Genomic DNA, 19,027 nt, shown 5'->3' on the forward strand with positions numbered 1-19,027 from the left:
GACCTCTTCCCTCCCAGGAGCGACCATGCCCCTTCACCCGAGACCCGCACGGCGTGCCGTCCTCGTCGGCGCCACGGCCCTGGGCCTGACCCTCACCGCCGGCCCGGCGGTCCGGGCCGACACCCACCACCAGGCCCGGACACCGGCCGGCTCGCTCGTCCTGGTCGGGGGCGCCCTCGAGGACGACAACACCCCGGTGTACCGGGAGATCGTCCAGCGGGCCGGCGGCCCCCGCGCGCGCATCGGCGTCCTCACGGCGGGCTCGGTGCCGGCCCGCCAGGACCCGCACGCGGACGACCCCGACCGCTGCGCCAACTCGGCCTGCAACGGCGCCCACTACGCCGCGCTGTTCGAACGGCACGGAGCGGCCGACGCCCAGTGGATCCCCGTCGACCTCGACCACGTCGACAACGCCGACTCCGACGCCGTGGTCGAGCAGGTCAACTCGATGACCGGCTTCTTCTTCGGAGGGGGAGACCAGTACCGGTACGTCACCACCCTGCTGCACGGCGAGCTGCACACCGACTCCAAGGTGCTCGCCGCCATCCGCGCCAAGCTGGCCGGCGGCGCGGTCGTCGCCGGGACGTCGGCGGGAGCGCAGATCGCCTCCGGACCCGACATGGTCACGGGGGGCGACTCGTACCCCGCCCTGCGCGACGGCACCACGCCCGGCTACTTCGACGACCCAACCCGCCTGGGACACCTCCCCGAGGGCGGATTCGGTTTCCTGCGTTCCGGCCTGCTCGACACCCACACCGGCGCCTACGGGCGGGAGGGCCGGGCCGTGCGCCTGGCCGCCGACACCGGTCACGACCGCGTCTACGCGCTCCAGGAGAACAGCGCGCTGGTCGTCGACCACCCGGGAACGCCCCGCGAGACCATGACCGTCCTCGGTCCGAACGGCGTGGGCGTCCTCGACCTGCGCGACGCCCGCGCCCGCGTGACACCCGCCGGATGGAACCTGACGGGAACCAGGTACACCCACCTCTCCGACGGCGACCGCTACGACGCGCGCCTCTGGAGTGTCCGGCCCGCCCCCGCGAAGCGCCGCCTGCTCCCGTCGGGCACGGCCCCCGTACCCGACGGCACCGACGTCTTCCACTCGGTGGACAACCCCGCCGGCGTCCCGTACTCGTTCCTGGACACCGCCCGCGCCCTCGCCGCCCACCGCGTCCAACGGACCGCGACCGCCTCCACCTTCGAGAGCGGCCCCCGCTTCACCGTCACCTTCGCCAGGCGGCCCGGTTTCTCCGCCTGGACGAGCGACGGCACCAGCGCGCAGACCCTGATCGGCCTGCGCATCGACATCACCGCGGGCTGACCCCGCAGCACGGCGGACAGGGCCGGTCGCTCCCCCCGGGGGGCGGCCGGCCCCCGCCGGCCCGTGCGCGCACTAGGCTCGGTGCCGGCGCAACCCAAGATCGGAAAGGACCCGTCATGGCCTCCGGCACGCTCGCCGACGACATCCGCCTCAAGCTGGGCACCCTCAGCCCGGCCGAACGGAAGGTCGCCCGGGTGCTTCTGGCCGCCTACCCCGCCGCCGGCTTCGAGACCGTCGCCACCCTCGCCGAACGGGCCGCCGTCAGCGCCCCCACGGTTCTGCGCTTCGTCGCCCGCCTCGGCTACCACGGCTTCCCCGAGTTCCAGGCGGCCCTGCGCGCCGAACTCGACCAGCGCAACGCCTCACCCCTGTCGCTGTACGAGGAGACCGACGACCCCGGCGGCGACGACTCGGCCGCGAGTCTCATGGCCCGGGCAGGGAAGGTGTTCTCCACCGCGGTGACGCAGACCCTGGCGGAGACCCCGCCGCACGACCTCCAGCGCGCCGTCGCGCTGCTGTCCGACCGCAAACGCCGCATCACCCTGGCCGGCGGACGCTTCACCCACTTCTTCGCCCAGTACCTCGGCCTCCACCTGATGCAACTGCGCGAGGACGTCCACTTCCTGCCCGACCGCGACGTCGAACGCACCGCCGTCCTCTCCCGCCTCGCCCGCCGCGACGTGCTCGTCGTCTTCGACCACCGCCGCTACGAGGAGGACAAGACGGCGTTCGCCCAGCTCGCCGAGGAACGCGGTGGAAAGGTGATCGTCTTCACCGACACCTGGCTCTCCCCCACCAGCGCCCACGCCGAGGTGGTCCTCCCGAGCCAGGTCACCAGCCTCTCCCCCTACGACAGCCTCGTGCCCACCCTCGCCGTCGTCGAGACGGTGATCGCCGGCCTCGTGACGGCCCTCGGCGACGAAGGACACCTCCACATGCAGCACAACGAGGACGTCGCCCGCCGTGTCGGCCTGCTCTGACCGGCACGCCCGGCGGCCCGCCCCCGCCCCACCGGCGGGGCCGGCGGCGGACCCCGAGGCGGGCAGCGCGATCAGCCGCGAGCCCCCGTCGTCAGCAGGGTGACCGTTCCCGTGGCGGCGCACTGCCCGCCCGACGCCACGACGAATTGTGCGGCACCCCGTTCCGCCGCCACGTCGACGACCGCTCCCCGACTCGGCACAGGGCCGTGCAGCCGGACGGCGAGACCGACCACGGCCGCGGCCGTCACCCCCCGGTACAGCAGCGCCGCCTGCCGTCCGGCCTCCAGCACGGCCAGCAGCGGCAGCACGTCGGGACGCCCGGGAAGCAGCACGGGGTGACCGGGGTCGCGGGGGACGATCACCAGGCGGCCCTGCGGGGCACGGGCGAGCAGGACGTCGGCTTCGACCGCTGCCCCCACCGCGGCCGGCGGAGGGGGCAGCAGCCCCGCCGGAAGCGGGTCGCCCGGTGCCGGGCCGGGGCGGGGAGGGCGGCCCACGTCCATGGTGCAGGTCCCGAACCGTGTCCGCGCGTGGAGGAACTCGGCCGTCAGGCGGTATCCGGCGAGGCTGCCGCCCCGCAGCTGGAGATCGCTGACGGTGACGCGCACGGCCACGTCGGTGGCACCGTCGCGCTCGACCGGCTGGGTCCGCGGGTCCAGGCCGAGGCACACCGCGAGGGGGCGGAGGGGGACAGCGGCCTCGGGCAGGTGCCGCAGGCGCACGGCGGCAGCGAGCTGGCGGGTCGACTCGGCCATGATGACCGGGTGGTGCGTCACGGCGAGTCGGCGCTCGTTGAGCGCGTGCCATCGCGGCCACTGACAGCGCGCTTCGAAGAACCGGCTGCCGCCCCGGCGCAGTGACGCGACCAGCAGTGCGGACATGGAGTCCACGCCGGCCTCGGCGCACGTCGGCGGATCACCGGGCGGCGGCTGTGCCGCGGAGCCGGGATCCCCCTGCCCGTTCGGCGGATCCGAAGCCGGCGTCGGCTGCGTCGTCACCGTGCTGCGCATCAGCGTCTCCTCGGCCGGAACGGGGCGGGACGCCGCCGGCGTCGCCGAACGGTCGGCGCCGAGCGGCCACCCGTACTTCGTGCCCGGACGGTCCGGCGGATGCGGACGCCGCCGGCGGACCACGGGCGCACCCCCTGTCCCTGCCCCGGCCGTCCCGCGTGATCGTCGCGGGACGGCCCCCGTATCCGCCGTCCCGGCCCGCGTGTCGGCGACGTGCAGGCCCTCCCCGCTCTCGCCGAGCCTGCGTTCCCGACTCATGCGGTCAGCAGTCGGGCGAGCCACGCGGTGCGGGTTCGGCGGGCGGTGGCCGAGATGCGCGCCTGTGGGTACAGGGCGTCGAAGCCGTGGAAGCCGCCCGCCCAGACGTGGAGTTCGGCCTGTCCGCCGGCCGCCCAGATGCGGGCGGCGTAGTCGGTGTCCTCGTCGCGGAATACCTCGGCGGAGCCGGTGTCGACATAGGTGGTCGGCAGGCCGGAGAGGTCGTCGGCGAGCGCGGGCGAGACGTACGCGGGCACCTCGTCGTCGGTGAGGTCGCCGAGGACGGCACGCCAGCCGAACTCGTTCATCTCGCGGGTCCAGACACCGGGCCCCTCGGCGTACTGACGGCTGGAGGTGCTGGTGTTGCGGTGGTCGAGCATGGGGCAGATCAGCATCTGCGCGGCGATCGCGGGGGTGCCGAGGTCGCGGGCCAGCAGGGTGACGCCGGCGGCGAGGCCGCCGCCCGCGCTGGCGCCGGCGACGACGATCCGGGCGGGGTCTATGCCCAGTTCCTCCGCGTGTTCGGCGACCCAGAGCAGGCCCTGGTAGCAGTCGTCGACCAGGGCGGTGCCGGTGGCCTCGGGCGCGAGCCGGTAGTCCACCGAGACCACGACCGCACCGAACTCGTCGAGCCACTCCAGGGGGATGTCGATCTGCGCGAAGCGGTCGCCCATGACCATTCCGCCGCCGTGCATCCAGTAGACGCACGGCGCGGCGCCGCTGTTGCCACCGGTGTTCGCGGGGCTGAACACCGACAGGGGGATCGGGACACCGTCCTCGGCCTGCACGGTGACCTCACGCCGGTCGACCTGCCGGTGGGCGAGCAGGGAGTCGACGGGTGCCGAGGGGAACCGGCGCAGTTGCGCGAGTGTTTCCGCGTCGAGCCGGGACATGAGGGGCGTGTCGGCGAGGAGTTCGCGCAATTCGGGGTCGAGGGCGGGTCGGGCCGTGGTCATGGTCATGGTCGCGGGCCTTTCACGGGTCTGGGGCGGACGGCCGGACGGGGACGGGGTACGTCTCGGCGGCCGTCGGGAAGCTGCGGGCGGGCGGGGATCGTTCCGGCGGTCAGAAGGCGGCCCTGCCGCGGACCGGGACGTGGTCGGTGTACTCGGCCTCCTTGGCCAGCAGTCCGTCGATCCGCGCCACGATGGCCTGTGCGGCCTCGCCGGCGAAGATCCGGTGGTGTTCCTCCTCGCTGGTCCAGCCCTCGGCGACGTGGACGACGTCGGGGTCGGACGCGGAACGGGAGACGAGGTACACGACGCAGTGTTCGCTGTCGCCGGGGCTGCCCTCGTTCAGGCCGGTCAGCAGCAGGTCGACCAGTCGATCGCCCATTCCGGGCCTGGCGGTCAGGGTGGCGCTGAAGCCGTACTCGGCAATCATGGGGACCTTCTTCTGCCTCGATGGATTCGGGTGATCCCATTCAATCGGCCTGACCTGCACAAACGTTAGACAGATGCTCGCCGGCACTTGCACGATCCTCTCGGCTTTGGGAGTCCGGAGGCCGCATGGTGCTGCAATGGACGCATGCACCTCGATGAGCTCCGCACCCTGCTGGCCCGGCATGCCCGCCCCGACTGGACCACCGCGATCGACGGCGTCCTCATCTCGAAGGTCGACCGGCCGGATCCGCCGGCACCCTCGATGTCCGGGACGGTGCTCGCCGTCATCGCCCAGGGCGCCAAACGCCTCGCGCTGGGCGACCGCGTCTACGAGTACGGCGCCGGTCAGTACCTGGTCGCATCCGTCGATCTGCCCGTCACCGGGCAGTTCACCCGGGCCCGCCCCGAGCAGCCGGCCCTGGGCTTCGGTCTCACGCTGGAACCGTCCGCCGTCGCCGAACTGCTGCTGCAGGCCGGTCCCGGCGACACTCCCCGCCCCGGCGGGGGCACTCCGTCGGGGATCGCGGTCAGCGACGCTCCGGCCGCGCTGCTCGACGCGGTGGTGCGCCTGCTGCGCCTGCTCGACGAACCCCGCGACCGGGCCGTACTGGCCCCGCTGGTCAAACGCGAGATCCTGTGGCGGCTGATCACCGGCGAGCAGGGCGCGGCCGTGCGCCAGCTCGGTCTCGCCGACAGCGGTCTCAGCCATGTCTCCCGGGCCGTGCGCTGGATCCGCGAGCACTACGCGCAGCCCTTCCGGGTCGAAGACGTGGCACGCCTGTCCGGAATGAGCGTCTCCGCCTTCTACCGCAACTTCCAGGCGGTGACCGCGATGAGCCCCATCCAGTTCCAGAAACAGATCCGGCTCCAGGAGGCGCGGCTGCTGCTGGCCACCCACCCGGGTGACGTCACCGGGGTCGGGCACCGCGTCGGCTACGACAACCCCTCGCAGTTCAGCCGCGAGTACCGCCGCCAGTTCGGCGCACCCCCGAGCCGGGACGCGGCCCGCATGCGCGACACCGCACGCACCCCTGCGAACGTCCTGCCCTGAGCGAGGCCGAGCCCGACCTGACCGAGCCCGGGGCCTCCTCAGGCCGCCACGGCGGGCAGCCTTCCGGCGCCGACGGCGTCGACGAGTGCCTGGTGGTCCCGTTCGTTCTGGTCGGCGTAGCGCTCGGCGAACGTCACCAGGGCCCGGCCGAAGGAGTCGCCGCCGCCCAGATACGCGGCGATGGCGATGCGGTCACCGGACCTGGCGTGCGCGCGGGCGAGCGTCGCGCCGCACAGGGCGCCGAACGTCCGCATCCCCCGCGGCACCATGTCCTCGGCCACGGCGACCCCCTTCCAGTCCCGCAACTGCCGTACGTAGAAGTCCCGCTGACGGCCGTCGATCCCCTCGACCCGCTCCCAGCCCAGGAAGATGTCGCTGGTGGCCTGCATCAGCCGCTGCCCGGAGACGACCCGCTCCCCCTGCGTCGGAAACCCGGTGTCCCCGACGTGGGGTGCCAGCACCGATTCGTCGGCCTCCTTGGCCTGGAGGAACAGCGGGTCCTCGTCGTCCCGCCCCAGCAGCAGCACGATCCAGCACCGGGTGCCCACACTGCCGACCCCGACGACCTTGCGCGCCGTGTCGGCCACCCGGTACTGCTCCAGCAGGAACCGCCGGTCCGACGGCAGGGTCCTGCCGTAACGCTCGATCAGGCGGCCGATCTGCTCCTCCAGCCGGCCGCGGTGGTCGTCCTGCAGCAGGTCCTCGAGCGGGGTGACGAGCGGAGGATCGGGGGTGACACGGCGCCTGCCGTCGACGACACGCGTGAGCGTGGCGAAAGCCTGGAGGGTGTCGCGCGAACGGGCCTTGGCCACGGCCTGCCCCCAGCGTTCGCGGCCCCGCGCGGACAGGTCCGCGCCGAACCGGGCCCGTACCCAGTCCACGTCGAACCGGGCGTACCACGCGGCCAGGTTGCCGATCCCGGCGAAGGACCGCATGCTCTCGCGGTAGGACCGCACGGTGGCCCGTACGATCGCGGCCCGCTCCTTGGTGCTGAAGCCGTTCGAGCGGCCGGCGATGGCAAGGCTGGCGGCCAGGCGCTTGACGTCCCATTCCCAGGGGCCCGGCAACGTCTCGTCGAAGTCGTTGATGTCGAACATCAGGCGGCGCTCGGGCGACGCCAGCAGCCGGAAGTTCAGCATGTGCGCGTCGCCGCACAGTTGGGTCCGGATCCCCGTCGTCGGCGTGCCCGCGAGGTCCGAGGCCATGATGGCGGCGGCCCCCCCGGTAGAACCGGAACGGGGACTCGGACATCCTTCCGTAGCGGACGGGCACGAGGTCGGGCAGCCGCGTGGCCGACTGCCGCCCGATGATCTCCAACAGGTCGGGCCGTTTCCGTTCGGGCTCGAACTCCGCGTGGCCGGAGCGGGGTACGGTGGCCCGCGCCGTCCTGCCGAGCGCGGCTCGCTCCTGCGGGGTGCGGTGCACCGCGTGTGCGTCCAGGTGGCTCTCGGTCGTGGCAGTGACTCCAGTGCGAGGTCGCCTCCGGGCAGGGCGGTTGCGAGGCGCTCTGCCGCGCGGGGGAACGGCCGGTCCCGGCAAACCGCCGGGACGGGTTCTCGGAGCGGACTCCGCGCCCACCGTGCCGAGGGATCGGCGCCGCGCGGCACGGCCGGCTCACGGGGCTCTCGCACTCAACGTATCCCCGGCGGGGGAACCCGGCGGGGGAACGCGGCGAGCCGGGTCACAGGGCGGCGGCCCGGCCCGCGGACCCGGTGGACGGGCCGGCGTGGTCGTCGTCCAGGAACTCGCGGATCGCGAAGCCCACCAGCGTGATCACCGCCGTCCACACCACGACCGCCGTGGTCGGGTAGCTCCAGGTGAACAGGACGACGGCCGCGATCACCAGGATGGCCACCCCGATCCAGCGCTTGAAACGGTGGACGAACCGCCCGACCGCACCGAGACGCAGCCCCGCCGAGGTCGCCGTGCCGCGCAGGGCTCCGATGCTCCTGCGGCAGCCGGTCCGGGCGAGGACGGCGATCCGGGACGGCCCGGCCAGGAAGGCGCCCGCGGCGGTGAAGAGGGCGACCGCGGCGAGCGCCCGCACGCCGGCCCGCAGGAATCTGACCAGCGCGTCGTACACGGACCCCGCGGCGGCCTGGGACACACCGGGTGGCAGACGGTCGAGGTAGACGTCCCGGGTCACGGTGAGGGCGATGCCGAGAACCAGCATGGCCACGAACACCGCCAGCCCGGTCCCGATCAGCGCGTGCCGGCGGTTGAACGCCACGTACACCCCGGCGGCGGCGACCAGCAGGGCGATGAGGGGCAGCCAGCTGCCGAGGATCTCCAGCACGCGCACATAGGCCCTGACCTCGCCGATGTCCTGCGAAGCGAACACCACGAAGTCGGTGTGGACGTCCGGGATCTTCGCGGCGGGCGAGAAGCCGGCGTCGACCAGCTGGTCCTTGACCTCGGCGACGATCGGCCCCAGGTCGACGACGACCTGGTCGTTCTTGAGCTCGACCGGTCCGTCGGCCTGTCCTGTCAGGGCTTTGTCGAGTGCCGAGTGCGCCCTGCGGTTGGCGTTCACCCAGACGGTCTCGAAGGCGCTGCTGGTGACCACCCGCTCCACGGTGCTGCCGACCAGCTGTTCGAGCCCGTTCTCGATCGGGCCGTCCAGATCGCCCAGCAGCTGGGCCACCCGCGGCGGGACCCCCTGCTGCCCGGCCGCGTCCGTGAGCTGTTCGACCAGCGCGTCCACGTCGACCTGCGCCAGCACCACGTCGGTGACCCGGTCGGTGACCGCCTTCTGCACATCGGGATCGCTCGCCAGCGGCCCGACGGTGGCGACGTAACGGTCCGTGTCCTGCACGATGCTGTTCGCCCACACCGTCACGACGGACAGCAGCGCCAGCAGGGCCGCGACGAGGATCAGCAGGGCCGAGCCGAAGGAGCGCAGCGGATGGTGCCGGTGGGGCCCCGCGGGCCCGGCGGCTTCCAGTGCCCTGACCCGGCGGCGCAGCTCGCCGAGCTCACCGTGCTCCCCTGCCGAGAGCCGTTCGCCACCGTTGTCGCTCATGGTCACCAGCAGATCCGTCCGTCACCGAGCGTGCGACCTGGGCGAACCAGGCGGGTGAACGGCGTACCGAGGTGCGGGGCCGGTCGGGTGCTGCTGCAATGGGGGCGGGGGCGGGCGACGCGGGGGGAGTGAGCCGCACACCTCGGAGATGACGCCATGAGCGACGATTTCGAAGAAGTGGGACCCATCGACTACGTGGTCGTCGAGTTCCCCGGGAACCGCATGACCGGCGAGGGTTTCCCTCTCCTGGTCGACCTGGTGGACCGCGGCATCATCCGGATCCTGGACCTGACGTTCGTCAGGAAGGACGACGACGGATCCGTGACCGGGATGGAGATCGCCGACCTCACCGGCGACGGCGAACTCGACCTGGCCGTCTTCGAGGGCGCGTCCTCGGGGCTACTGGGCCAGGACGACATCGAGGAGGCGGCCACCGCGCTGGAACCCGGCTGTTCCGCCGGCATCCTGGTCTACGAGAACGTGTGGGCCGCGCCCTTCGCCGCCGCCCTGCGCCGCGGCGGAGCCAGGTTGGTCGCCTCCGGGCGCGTCCCCGTCCAGGCCCTCGTCGCCGCCCTCGACGAGACCGAAGCCGCTCACTGACCGGCGACCGAGGTCCCTGACGCAGAAGGGAACCAGTCATGCCAGGACTCATCCGCGGGGTCGCCCGCACCGCCGTCGTCGCCGGAACGGCGACCGCCGTGTCGAACCGTGTGACACGACGTCAGCAGGGGCGCTGGGCGACACAGCAGGGATACGGGACGACGCCCCAGCAGCAGGCCCACGCCGAACCGTCGGCGGAACCGCCGGCGACCGACATGACGAGCAAGATCGAACAGTTGAAGCAGCTCGGCGACCTCAAGGCCCAGGGGGTGCTCACGGAGAGCGAGTTCGAGGAGCAGAAGCGCAGGCTCCTGGCGTCGTGAGGCGGACCTCGCACTCGGTGCCCTCGCAGCAGCGCGGCGTGACGCGTGGTCGTGGACCCTCCAGCCGGTCGGTGCACCGGGTGCGAAAGCCGGGGCTCACCGGCACGAAGCCGCCCCGGCGGCCGGCCCTCCTCCCTCCCGCCTGCGGGCCGCCGCCGGGAGGGTGAGCCTTCCGTCGCGGACTTCGGCGATCCGGTCGGCGGAGGCGAGGTGGGCGGGGTCGTGGGTGACCAGGACGGTGGCGGTGGCCCGCTGGTGGGTGAGGCGGGTGATCAGGTCGATGACGGCGGCGCCGCGTTCGTGGTCGAGGGCGCTGGTGGGTTCGTCGACCAGCAGGACGGTGGGGTCGTTCATGAGGGCGCGGGCGATGTTGACGCGTTGGCGCTGGCCGCCGGAGAGCTGGTGGGGGCGTCGACGGGCCTGGTCGGCCAGGCCGACCGCGTCCAGGAGTTCCATGGCCCGGTCCCGGACGGTGCGGGGCTTGCGGCCGTCGATCCGGGCGACGACCTGGAGTTGTTCGACGGCGGTGAGCGAGGCGATCAGGTGGGGCTGCTGGAAGACGATGCCGATCCTGCGGCGGCGCAGGTGGGCGAGTTCGCCGCGGCTCAGGCCGGTGGTGGGGGTGCCGTCGATGGTGACGGTGCCGGCGTCGGGCGTGATGAGGGTGGCGGCGACGGCCAGGAGGCTGGACTTGCCGGAGCCGGAAGGGCCGACCACGGCGGTCAGGCTGCCCCGGGGGACCTCCAGGCCGACCCGGTCGAGAGCGGTCAGCCGGGTGTCGCCGTCGGCGTAGGTGAGGGTGATGTCGGTCAGGTCGAGGCTCATCGGGCGCTCCCCAGGGCGGTCAGCGGGTCGACGGAGGTGATGCGCTGGACGGACAGCGCGGCCCCGAGCGCGCCGAGGAGGATCATCACGGCGGCCGGGAGGAGGACGGTGGCGGGGCTGAGGAGGAACGGCACGGCCGATCCGGCGACCAGAGCACCCAGTGCGGCGGCGAGGCCGGTGCCGAGCAGGGTGCCGCCTGCGAGCAGGACGACGGCCTGGCCGAGGGCGTCCTTGAGGAGGCCGGCGGTCGAGGCGCCCAGGGCCTTGAGGACGGCGACGTCGCCGCTGCGCTGGATCGTCCACACGGTGAAGAAGGCGCCGATGACGAGGGCGGAGATGGCGAACAGGAAGCCGCGCATCAGCTGCAGGGAACCGTTCTCGGAGGGGTAGGAGCCGATCGCGGACAGTGAGTCGTCGAGGGAGACGGTCCTGGTGCCGGCCTGCTCGTCCGTGGCCGCCACATCGGCCCGGGAGTCGGTGCTCAGGGCGATGACGGTGGCGGTCGGGCCGGCACCGTCTCCGGTGGGCGGCGCGGTCCGCCGCCAGGTGTCCAGGCTGGTCCAGATCACCGGGGTGTGGCTGAAGTGGGCGTCGCCCTGCACGGCGGCCACCCTCAGCTCCCGGCCGGCCAGGGTGAGCGGTTCGCCGGCCTCGACGCCGAGGTCGTCGGCGGCCGCGGTGGACAGCACCACCGACTCGTCGTCGATCCTGCCGCTCGCCGGGGCGAGGCGGGAGCCGCGCTCGACGCCGAATGCGGAAACCCCGGTGCTCCTGTCTCCGGCGGTGGCCTTGGTGAGGGTGATCCCCAACAGTTCGGCGCTCTCGACTCCGGGCGCCTCGGACCACTGCCGCCACTGCTGCTCGGTGACGGTGGAGTCGGAGTACGACAGGTCCTGCCCGCCGGCGGGAGCCCGGAAGGCGATCCTGTCCGCGGGCAGGGACGTGATCGCGGAGGTGTTCTGCCGGCCCAGACCGGCGGTCAGCCCGGACAGCAGTCCGACCAGCAGGGTGATCAGTACGATGACGGTCCCCATCAGGGCGAAGCGCCCCTTGGCGAACTTGAGGTCTCTCCAGGCGACGAACACGGCCTTTGTCGGTCCTTTCCCACGGCGGAAGCGGTACGTCTCCACCGTCGCAGTCGGCTCCCTGCGCGCGCGTCCGGCGCAGGACCCCACTTCACGGGCCGGAAGACGGCATGCGGTTTGTACCTTTCGATGGAGGCCCCCGGAAGCTCGTCTTCGTAGCCTGGGAGGCACTGTGAACATCGCTGCCCCCACCCCCACCCCCACCCCGACCACCCGGGCGCTGGCCTGGTGCCTGCACCTGCTGATCGTCTGCCTGCTCGCCCTGGCCGCCGGCCGGGCCCTCACCGCCGGCCGGCCTCATGCCGGGGTGATCGTCGTCGCGGCCGCGGCATGCGGCCTGGTGTACGCCGCCGGACCGCTCCTGCCCCGCGTCCGCTCCTCCCGGCCCGCCGCCGCCTGGTGGCTGGCCACCGTGGGCACGGTGTGGCTGGTACTGCTGGCCCTGTCCCCCGACGCCGTGTGGGTGGCGTTCCCGCTGTACTTCCTCCAGCTTCACCTGCTGCCGCGCCGCGCCGGGCTCGCCGCCGTGGCCGCCACCGCGGCGGCGGCCGTCACCGGCTTCGCCGCCCATCAGCGCTCCTTCAGCCCCGCCACGGCCATCGGTCCCGCGCTCGGCGCCGCCGTCGCCGTCGCGGTGGTGTGGGGGTACCAGGCCCTGTACCGGGAGAGCGAACAGCGCAGGCGCCTGATCGAGGAGCTCACCGCCACCCGCGCCGACCTGGCCCGCGTCCAGCACACCGCCGGGGTGCTGGCCGAACGCGAACGCCTGGCCCGCGAGATCCACGACACCCTCGCGCAGGGCTTCTCCAGCATCCAGCTCCTGCTCCGCGCCGCCGAACGGGCTCTCCCCCACGCACCGGAGAACGCGGCCCACTACGTCGACCAGGCACGGCAGGCGGCCGTCGACAACCTCGCCGAGGCCCGCCGCTTCGTCGCCGCCCTCAGCCCGCCCGCCCTGGAGAGCGCCACCCTGGCCGGCGCCCTGGAACGCCTGTGCGCCACCACCGGCACCCGGCACCGGCTCACCGCACGCTTCCACCTCACCGGCACCCCGGTACCGCTTGCGACCGCGCACGAGGTCGCGCTGCTGCGCATCGCCCAGTCCGCCCTGGCGAACACCGTCCGGCACGCCGAGGCCACCGCCGTCGACGTCACGCTCGGCTACGCCGACGACGAGACCGTCCTTGACGTCGTCGACGACGGACGCGGCTTCGACCCCGCCCCTCCGCCCGAACCCGACCCCGAGGGTGGCGGGTTCGGCCTGGCCGCCATGCGCGCCCGCGCCCAGGCACTCGGAGGCACGCTCACCGTCGACTCCGCCCCCGGCCACGGCACCGCCCTGGCCGCCCGGTTGCCCCTCGTCCCACCTTCCGAACCCGAGGCCCGTCCGTGACCGACCACCCCATCCGCCTGCTCGTGGCCGACGACCACCCCGTGGTCCGGGCCGGGCTGCGCGCCGTACTGCAGACCGAGGACGGCATCGACGTGGTGGCCGAGGCCGCCACCGCCGAGGAGGCCGTCGCGCGCGCCGCCCGGGGCGACATCGACGTGGTCCTCATGGACCTCCAGTTCGGCAGGGGAATGAACGGCGCCGAGGCCACCGCCCGGATCACCGCCTTGGCGGACGGCCCCCGCGTACTGATCGTCACCACCTACGACACCGACGCCGACACCCTCCCCGCGATCGAGGCCGGTGCCACCGGCTACCTCCTCAAGGACGCCCCGCCCGAGGACCTGGCCGCCGCCGTGCGCACCGCCGCGGCGGGACGCACCATCCTGGCGCCCAGCGTTGCGGACCGGCTGATGCACCGGCTGCGTGCCCCCGGCACCGCCTTGACCCGGCGCGAGACGGAAGTCCTCACCCTGGTCGCCGGGGGCCTGTCCAACCAGGCCATCGGCGCCCGCCTCCACCTGACCGAAGGAACCGTCAAGTCCCACCTGGCCCGTGTCTACGCCAAGCTCGACGTCGACTCCCGCACCGCCGCCGTCGCCGTCGCCACGGAACTCGGTCTGATCCGCCGTTGACGGGGCACTCGCCCCGGCCCTCCGCCTGTCAGTGGCCGGCCGCGGTCGTCTGGCGGGCGGCCGGGGGCGCGTCGCGTCGGCCGTCGGTGCCGAGCGCGTGCAGGATCTCCTCCACGCTCTGTCTGGCGTCGCCGAAGAGCATGCCGCTGTTCTCGCGGAAGAAGAGGGGGTTCTGCACGCCCGCGTAGCCGGAGGCCATGGAGCGCTTGAAGACGATGACCTGCTCGGCCTCCCAGACCCGCAGCACCGGCATGCCGGCGATCGGGCTGCTCGGGTCGTCGGTGGCGGCGGGATTGACGGTGTCGTTGGCGCCGATCACCAGGACGACCGAGGTCTCGGTGAAGTCGTCGTTGATCTCGTCCATCTCCAGGACGATGTCGTACGGCACCTTCGCCTCGGCCAGCAGCACGTTCATGTGACCGGGCAGGCGCCCGGCGACGGGGTGGACGCCGAAGCGGACCTCGACACCCTGCTCGCGCAGCCGCCGCGTCAGTTCCGCGACCGGGTGCTGGGCCTGCGCGACGGCCATGCCGTATCCGGGCGTGATGATCACCGATCGGGCCTGGGCCAGCATCTGGGCCGCCTCCACGGCCCGCACCTCGCGGTGCTCGCCGTGATCCTGCTCGCCGCCGGACGGCGCCTCGATGCCGAAGCCACCCGCGATGACGGAGAGGAACGACCGGTTCATCGCCTTGCACATGATGTACGACAGGTAGGCACCGGAGGAGCCCACCAGTGCGCCCGTGACGATGAGCAGGTTGTTGTCGAGCAGGAAGCCGGCCGCGGCCGCCGCCCAGCCCGAGTAGCTGTTCAGCATGGAGACGACGACCGGCATGTCGCCGCCGCCGATCGAGGCGACCAGGTGCCAGCCGAGCGCCAGCGCCAGTACGGTCACCGCGATCATCAGGGGCAGGTTCGGGCTGATCGTGAACCAGACGGTCAGCCCGACGAACGCCATGAGCGCGCCGATGTTCAGCGCGTTCTTGCCCGGCAGCATCAGGGGAGCGGACCTGATGCGCGCCGACAGCTTCAGGAACGCGACGATCGAGCCGGTGAACGTGACCGCGCCGATGAAGACCCCGATGAGCACCTCGGCGTGGTGGATGCCCAGCAGGTCGGCACCGACACGGGTCTGCGCCGCGCCGTGGGACTCCACTTCCAGGTAGCTGTTCCAGCCCACCAGCACCGCGGCCAGGCCGACGAAGCTGTGAAGGACGGCGATCAGTTCGGGCATCTGTGTCATCTCGACGCGGCGGGCCCGCCACAGGCCGGTCGCCGCGCCGAGTGCCATCGCCAGCACGATCAGCGCGACCGCTCCGGCGGTGATGCTCTGCGCCGCCACGACCACGGTGGCGACCAGGGCGAGGGCCATCCCGGCGATGCCGTAGACGACGCCGGCGCGGGAGGTGCGGTGCTGGGACAGGCCGGCCAGGCTGAGGATGAACAGCAGGGCGGCGACCAGGTCGGCAGCGTGTGAAGCCGTCAGGGAGGTCATCTCGGCTCAGCCTTTCGAGAACATGGACAGCATGCGGCGGGTGACGGCGAAACCTCCGAAGATGTTGACGCTCGTCAGCAGGATCGCCACGAAGGACAGTGTGGTGACGATCCGGCTCTCGTGCCCGATCTGCAGCAGGGCGCCGATCACGACGATCCCGGAGATCGCGTTGGTCACCGACATCAGCGGGGTGTGCAGCGCATGGTGCACCTTGCCGATGACGTAGTAGCCGATGACCACCGCCAGCGCGAACACGGTGAAATTGCCGGCGAGTTGCGCGGGAGCGAAGGCCACCAGCAGGAACAGCGCGAGCATCCCGAGCCCGATCAGGCCGAAGCGCCGCGCGGGCGTCAGTCTCGGCTGCTTCGGTTCGGGCGCTTCGGGTGCGGCCGCGGGCTGCGCGGCGGGCGCGGCCGAGACCGCGACGGGCGGCGGCGGCCAGGTGACGTCACCGGCGCGCACCACGGTCACCGCCCGCTGCACGACGTCGTCGAAGTCGATCGACAACTGCCCGTCCTTGCCGGGGGTGAGCAGCTTCATCAGGTTCACCAGGTTGGTGCCGAACATCTGCGAAGCCTGGGCCGGGAGCCGGGAGGCCAGGTCGGTGTAGCCGATGATGGTGACGCCGTTGTCGGTCACCACCGTCCGCCCCGGCACGGTGCCCTCGACGTTGCCGCCCATCGCGGCGGCCATGTCGACGATGACGCTGCCCGGCTTCATGACGGCCACGTCCTCGGCCGTCAGCAGGCGCGGTGCCGGCCGGCCGGGGATCAGCGCGGTGGTGATCACGATGTCCACGTCCTTGGCCTGCTCGTGGTAGAGCTCGGCGGCGGCGCGGTCGTAGTCGGCGGAGGTCGCCTTGGCGTAGCCGTCGGTGCTCGCCTCCTGGGCGGCTTCCACCTGCAGGTACTCGCCGCCCAGCGACTTCACCTGGTCCGTGACCTCCGGCCGCGGGTCGGTGGCGCGCACGATCGCGCCGAGGCTGGAGGCGGCGCCGATCGCCGCGAGTCCGGCCACGCCTGCGCCGGCCACCAGCACCTTCGCCGGCGGCACCTTGCCCGCCGCGGTGACCTGGCCGGTGAAGAACCGTCCGAAGACGTGCGCGGCCTCGACGACCGCGCGGTAGCCGGCGATGTTGGCCATCGAGGACAGCACGTCCATCGACTGGGCCCGCGAGATGCGCGGCACCGCGTCCAGCGCCAGGGCGGTCACCCCGGCGTCGGCGAGCGCCTGGAGCAGCTCGGGGTTCTGCGCCGGGCTCAGCAGGGCGACCACGGTGGTGCCTCTTCGCAACCGGCGGATCTCCGTCTCGGAGGGGGCGTTCACCTTGAGGACGACATCCGCGTCCCAGGCCCCGCCGATCCCCGCGCCGGCGTCGGCGTACGCCTGGTCGCCGAAGCCGGAGGCCTCACCGGCCCCGGACTCGACGACGACCTCGTAGCCGAGGCCCAGCAGCAGTCGCACCGTTGCCGGGGTCGCCGCGATCCGCGTCTCCCCGGAGACGGACTCGGCGACTACGCCGATACGCCGGGGAGGATGCTGTGAGCGTTCTTGAGCAGACATGTCCTGTATCTCTCGTCAGAAGAGGGTGCGGAAGGGAAATCTGCGCTCGGGACGGTTGGGAACGTCCTCCCCCGTGATCGCTGGAACCTACCCGTCAGACGGGTACGGGCCAACGCGAACGGACGGTGACGTGCTTCACCTTGCGCCGACGGCCGAGGACGGACGGAGCGGGACGCGACCCCGCGGGGACCGGCGGAGACCCCGACGGCAGCACGATCGCCGGCCGCGCGGGCGCCGCGCTCCGTGTACACAGCGACCGGCGTGCCGGGGCGTACTCCCCGTCAGTGCAGCCTGGCGGCCAGGTTCTCCACCGCGGAGTGCAGTTCGCGACAGGTGCGGGCCTCGGTGCCGTGCCGGACCGCCGCCCGCTCGGGACGGCGGTCGGCTTGCGCGCAGAACGCGGCGTACGTGTCCGGGAGGGAGCTCACGGCTCCGGTGATGACCGACAGACCGGGCTCCGGCATCGGATCCCTCTCGTTCCTTCCTTGTGGTGGCGCGCAGTCCGAGCCGGGAAGGATCCCGCCGCAGAGAAGCCCTTCGAGGAAGCCGGGCCACTGCCCCGGGGCGGGGCCGGCCGTCCGGGCGGGCAGCCGGGGCCGGCTCCTCCCCCGCGGCAGCGGTGGCCGACGTGTCGTGCTGTACCTGTCGGTGGCGTCTCTCAGGCCGCGGTGGAGGGCTCCCGCGCCTCCGGGGCGATCCCTCCCGCCCCGTCCTTCCCCGTTCCCGGCGCGGACCGGCGGATCTGCGGCAGCATGACCATCACGGCGGCGCTCGCCACGGTCCACACCACGCCGAACCACAGCAGCGGCGCCGTCCCGACCCGGTCCGCGACCGGAGCCGCCCACCAGTAGCCCACGGTCATGGAGAGCACGGTCGCCACACCGTCGTACGCGCTGACGCGGGACATCGCGTCGGAGGGCACATCTGCCTGGAGGCTGCTCGTCCAGAGGATGTGCAGCAGCGCGAATCCGGCGCCGGACAGCAGCGAGCCCGCGACCAGTACGTACACGGGCGCGCGCAGGGCGAGGAGGCCGGCGAAGGCGCCCAGGCCGAACGTGCAGAAGACGGAGGCGAGCAGCGGCCTTCGGAAGCGCAGCCGCATTCCGGCGAATCCGCCCAGGAGGGAACCGACGCCTTGCGCGGCCATGACGGTGCCCCACTGGGCGGCGCCGTTCTCCTTGCCGCCGACGAAGGTGATGCCCAGCACCATCACGGGTCCCAGGACGAAAGTGGACGCCAGCGACGTGTAGGCGAGCAGGGACCACAGCCAGGTGCGGGAGCTGAACTCGCGCCATCCGTAACGCAATTGCTGCCAGAAGCTCTCGTCTTCGCGAGCGGGGTCCCTGGGGGACGACGAGGTGCGCACTCCGGCCAGGAACAGGGCGCTGACCAGGAAGGTGGCCGCGTCGATGGCGATGACCCAGGCCGGCTCGGTCCAGGCCACGAGCGCGCCGGCGACGGCGGGTCCGAGCAGCGAGCCGATCGAGTTGAGTGTGGAGCCCAGGGCGTTGGCCTCCTGGAGTCGCTTGCCGGAGACGACCTCCGGGACGAACCCGTGGAAGGCAGGGTGGAAGAACGCGGCGGCGACGGAGAGCGCCGCGGCGAAGGCGACGAAACCGATCAGTGGCATGCCGACGGTCAACAGGACGACCACGACGGTGATTTCGATGGCGGCGCGGACGAGGTCGCTCCCGATCATGGTGATCCGGCGGCCCCACCGGTCCGCGAGCACACCGCCCGCCAGGAGGAACACCATGAGGGGCGCGGTCTGCGCGCCCAGCACCAGGCCGACTCCGCTCGCCCCACCGCCGTGTTCCAGCACGGCGAAGGACAGGGCGATGGGCATCATGCTGCTGCCCAGGACCGAGGCGGCCTGCGCGCAGAACAGCCGCCGCAGGTTCCGCTCGCGCAGCAGGTCCAGAGGCAGTCGAGCCGCCAGGCCGTCGGTCATCGCGTGTCCCCCGTCGGGCCCGTTACCGGGCCGCGTGCGTGACTCACCCGTCCGCTCCTCTCTCGACCTGCCCGGCGCGACCTGCGCCTTCGCCGTGCTCCGTACATGCCCGGCACAACGCCGGACAGAATATGTG

The 19,027-nt window shown here is 72.8% G+C and carries 17 protein-coding genes and 1 pseudogene; 7 read left to right on the forward strand and 11 right to left on the reverse strand.

Annotated elements, in window-relative coordinates; all coding sequences use genetic code 11:
* Window positions 1-25 precede the first annotated feature (25 nt).
* Window positions 26-1,321: a cyanophycinase gene (locus AB0N31_RS03435; protein ID WP_366056656.1), complete on the forward strand. Its 1,296-nt coding sequence runs from the start codon at window positions 26-28 to the stop codon at window positions 1,319-1,321.
* A gap of 116 nt (window positions 1,322-1,437) precedes the next feature.
* A complete protein-coding gene (locus tag AB0N31_RS03440) occupies window positions 1,438-2,301 on the forward strand; it encodes a MurR/RpiR family transcriptional regulator (protein ID WP_366056657.1) in 864 nt (287 codons plus the stop codon).
* 71 nt (window positions 2,302-2,372) lie between these two features.
* Here AB0N31_RS03440 and AB0N31_RS03445 read toward each other — a convergent pair whose 3' ends face one another.
* The 3 genes from AB0N31_RS03445 to AB0N31_RS03455 all read right to left on the reverse strand — a co-directional run bounded on the left by AB0N31_RS03445 (window position 2,373) and on the right by AB0N31_RS03455 (window position 4,952).
* The gene (locus AB0N31_RS03445) at window positions 2,373-3,311 is read right to left on the reverse strand and encodes a hypothetical protein (protein WP_366056658.1); all 939 of its coding nucleotides are present in this window, start codon (window positions 3,309-3,311) and stop codon (window positions 2,373-2,375) included.
* Between the two features lie 254 nt (window positions 3,312-3,565).
* A complete protein-coding gene (locus tag AB0N31_RS03450; RefSeq protein WP_366056835.1) occupies window positions 3,566-4,525 on the reverse strand; it encodes an alpha/beta hydrolase in 960 nt (319 codons plus the stop codon).
* 109 nt (window positions 4,526-4,634) lie between these two features.
* A complete protein-coding gene (locus AB0N31_RS03455; protein ID WP_366056659.1) occupies window positions 4,635-4,952 on the reverse strand; it encodes an antibiotic biosynthesis monooxygenase in 318 nt (105 codons plus the stop codon).
* A gap of 144 nt (window positions 4,953-5,096) precedes the next feature.
* On the opposite strand from AB0N31_RS03455, the gene AB0N31_RS03460 reads away from it, so the two are divergent.
* Complete coding sequence (locus AB0N31_RS03460; protein ID WP_366056660.1) at window positions 5,097-6,002, forward strand: AraC family transcriptional regulator; 906 nt, start codon at window positions 5,097-5,099, stop codon at window positions 6,000-6,002.
* A 38-nt stretch (window positions 6,003-6,040) separates the two neighbouring features.
* Here the strand turns inward: AB0N31_RS03460 and AB0N31_RS03465 are convergent.
* Together AB0N31_RS03465 and AB0N31_RS03470 are read right to left on the reverse strand one after the other, a co-directional pair.
* Window positions 6,041-7,442 (reverse strand): annotated as a pseudogene (locus tag AB0N31_RS03465) (DUF2252 domain-containing protein).
* A gap of 241 nt (window positions 7,443-7,683) precedes the next feature.
* Window positions 7,684-9,024, reverse strand: a complete 1,341-nt coding sequence (locus AB0N31_RS03470; protein ID WP_366056661.1) for a hypothetical protein — start codon at window positions 9,022-9,024, stop codon at window positions 7,684-7,686.
* A 156-nt stretch (window positions 9,025-9,180) separates the two neighbouring features.
* Here AB0N31_RS03470 and AB0N31_RS03475 point away from each other — a divergent pair, with 156 nt between their 5' ends.
* Both AB0N31_RS03475 and AB0N31_RS03480 read left to right on the forward strand, forming a co-directional pair.
* Window positions 9,181-9,624, forward strand: a complete 444-nt coding sequence (locus AB0N31_RS03475; protein WP_366056662.1) for a DUF6325 family protein — start codon at window positions 9,181-9,183, stop codon at window positions 9,622-9,624.
* A gap of 38 nt (window positions 9,625-9,662) precedes the next feature.
* Entirely contained in the window at window positions 9,663-9,947 is a 285-nt protein-coding gene (locus AB0N31_RS03480) for an SHOCT domain-containing protein (RefSeq protein WP_366056663.1), read from the forward strand.
* Window positions 9,948-10,043: 96 nt separating this feature from the next.
* On the opposite strand, the gene AB0N31_RS03485 is transcribed toward AB0N31_RS03480, so the two are convergent.
* Together AB0N31_RS03485 and AB0N31_RS03490 are read right to left on the reverse strand one after the other, a co-directional pair.
* Complete coding sequence (locus tag AB0N31_RS03485; protein ID WP_366056664.1) at window positions 10,044-10,772, reverse strand: ABC transporter ATP-binding protein; 729 nt, start codon at window positions 10,770-10,772, stop codon at window positions 10,044-10,046.
* The gene (locus tag AB0N31_RS03490; RefSeq protein ID WP_366056665.1) at window positions 10,769-11,857 is read right to left on the reverse strand and encodes an ABC transporter permease; all 1,089 of its coding nucleotides are present in this window, start codon (window positions 11,855-11,857) and stop codon (window positions 10,769-10,771) included. Before AB0N31_RS03490 ends, AB0N31_RS03485 begins: the two co-directional genes overlap by 4 nt.
* Before the next feature lie 172 nt (window positions 11,858-12,029).
* Here AB0N31_RS03490 and AB0N31_RS03495 point away from each other — a divergent pair, with 172 nt between their 5' ends.
* Entirely contained in the window at window positions 12,030-13,250 is a 1,221-nt protein-coding gene (locus AB0N31_RS03495; protein WP_366056666.1) for a sensor histidine kinase, read from the forward strand.
* A complete protein-coding gene (locus tag AB0N31_RS03500) occupies window positions 13,247-13,882 on the forward strand; it encodes a response regulator transcription factor (protein ID WP_366056667.1) in 636 nt (211 codons plus the stop codon). Before AB0N31_RS03495 ends, AB0N31_RS03500 begins: the two co-directional genes overlap by 4 nt.
* Before the next feature lie 28 nt (window positions 13,883-13,910).
* Here AB0N31_RS03500 and pntB read toward each other — a convergent pair whose 3' ends face one another.
* From pntB to AB0N31_RS03520, 4 genes are all read right to left on the reverse strand, one after another.
* The gene (gene pntB, locus AB0N31_RS03505) at window positions 13,911-15,377 is read right to left on the reverse strand and encodes a Re/Si-specific NAD(P)(+) transhydrogenase subunit beta (protein WP_366056668.1); all 1,467 of its coding nucleotides are present in this window, start codon (window positions 15,375-15,377) and stop codon (window positions 13,911-13,913) included.
* 6 nt (window positions 15,378-15,383) lie between these two features.
* Complete coding sequence (locus AB0N31_RS03510; protein ID WP_366056669.1) at window positions 15,384-16,940, reverse strand: Re/Si-specific NAD(P)(+) transhydrogenase subunit alpha; 1,557 nt, start codon at window positions 16,938-16,940, stop codon at window positions 15,384-15,386.
* Between the two features lie 281 nt (window positions 16,941-17,221).
* Window positions 17,222-17,404 carry a hypothetical protein gene (locus AB0N31_RS03515; protein ID WP_366056670.1) on the reverse strand — a complete coding sequence of 61 codons (183 nt, stop codon included), beginning with the start codon at window positions 17,402-17,404 and terminating at the stop codon, window positions 17,222-17,224.
* A 194-nt stretch (window positions 17,405-17,598) separates the two neighbouring features.
* Window positions 17,599-18,891, reverse strand: coding sequence for an MFS transporter (locus AB0N31_RS03520; protein ID WP_366056671.1), 1,293 nt, complete (start codon window positions 18,889-18,891; stop codon window positions 17,599-17,601).
* Window positions 18,892-19,027 lie beyond the last annotated feature (136 nt).

This window comes from Streptomyces sp. NPDC051051 (genome assembly GCF_040682975.1).
Lineage (GTDB): Bacteria > Actinomycetota > Actinomycetes > Streptomycetales > Streptomycetaceae > Streptomyces.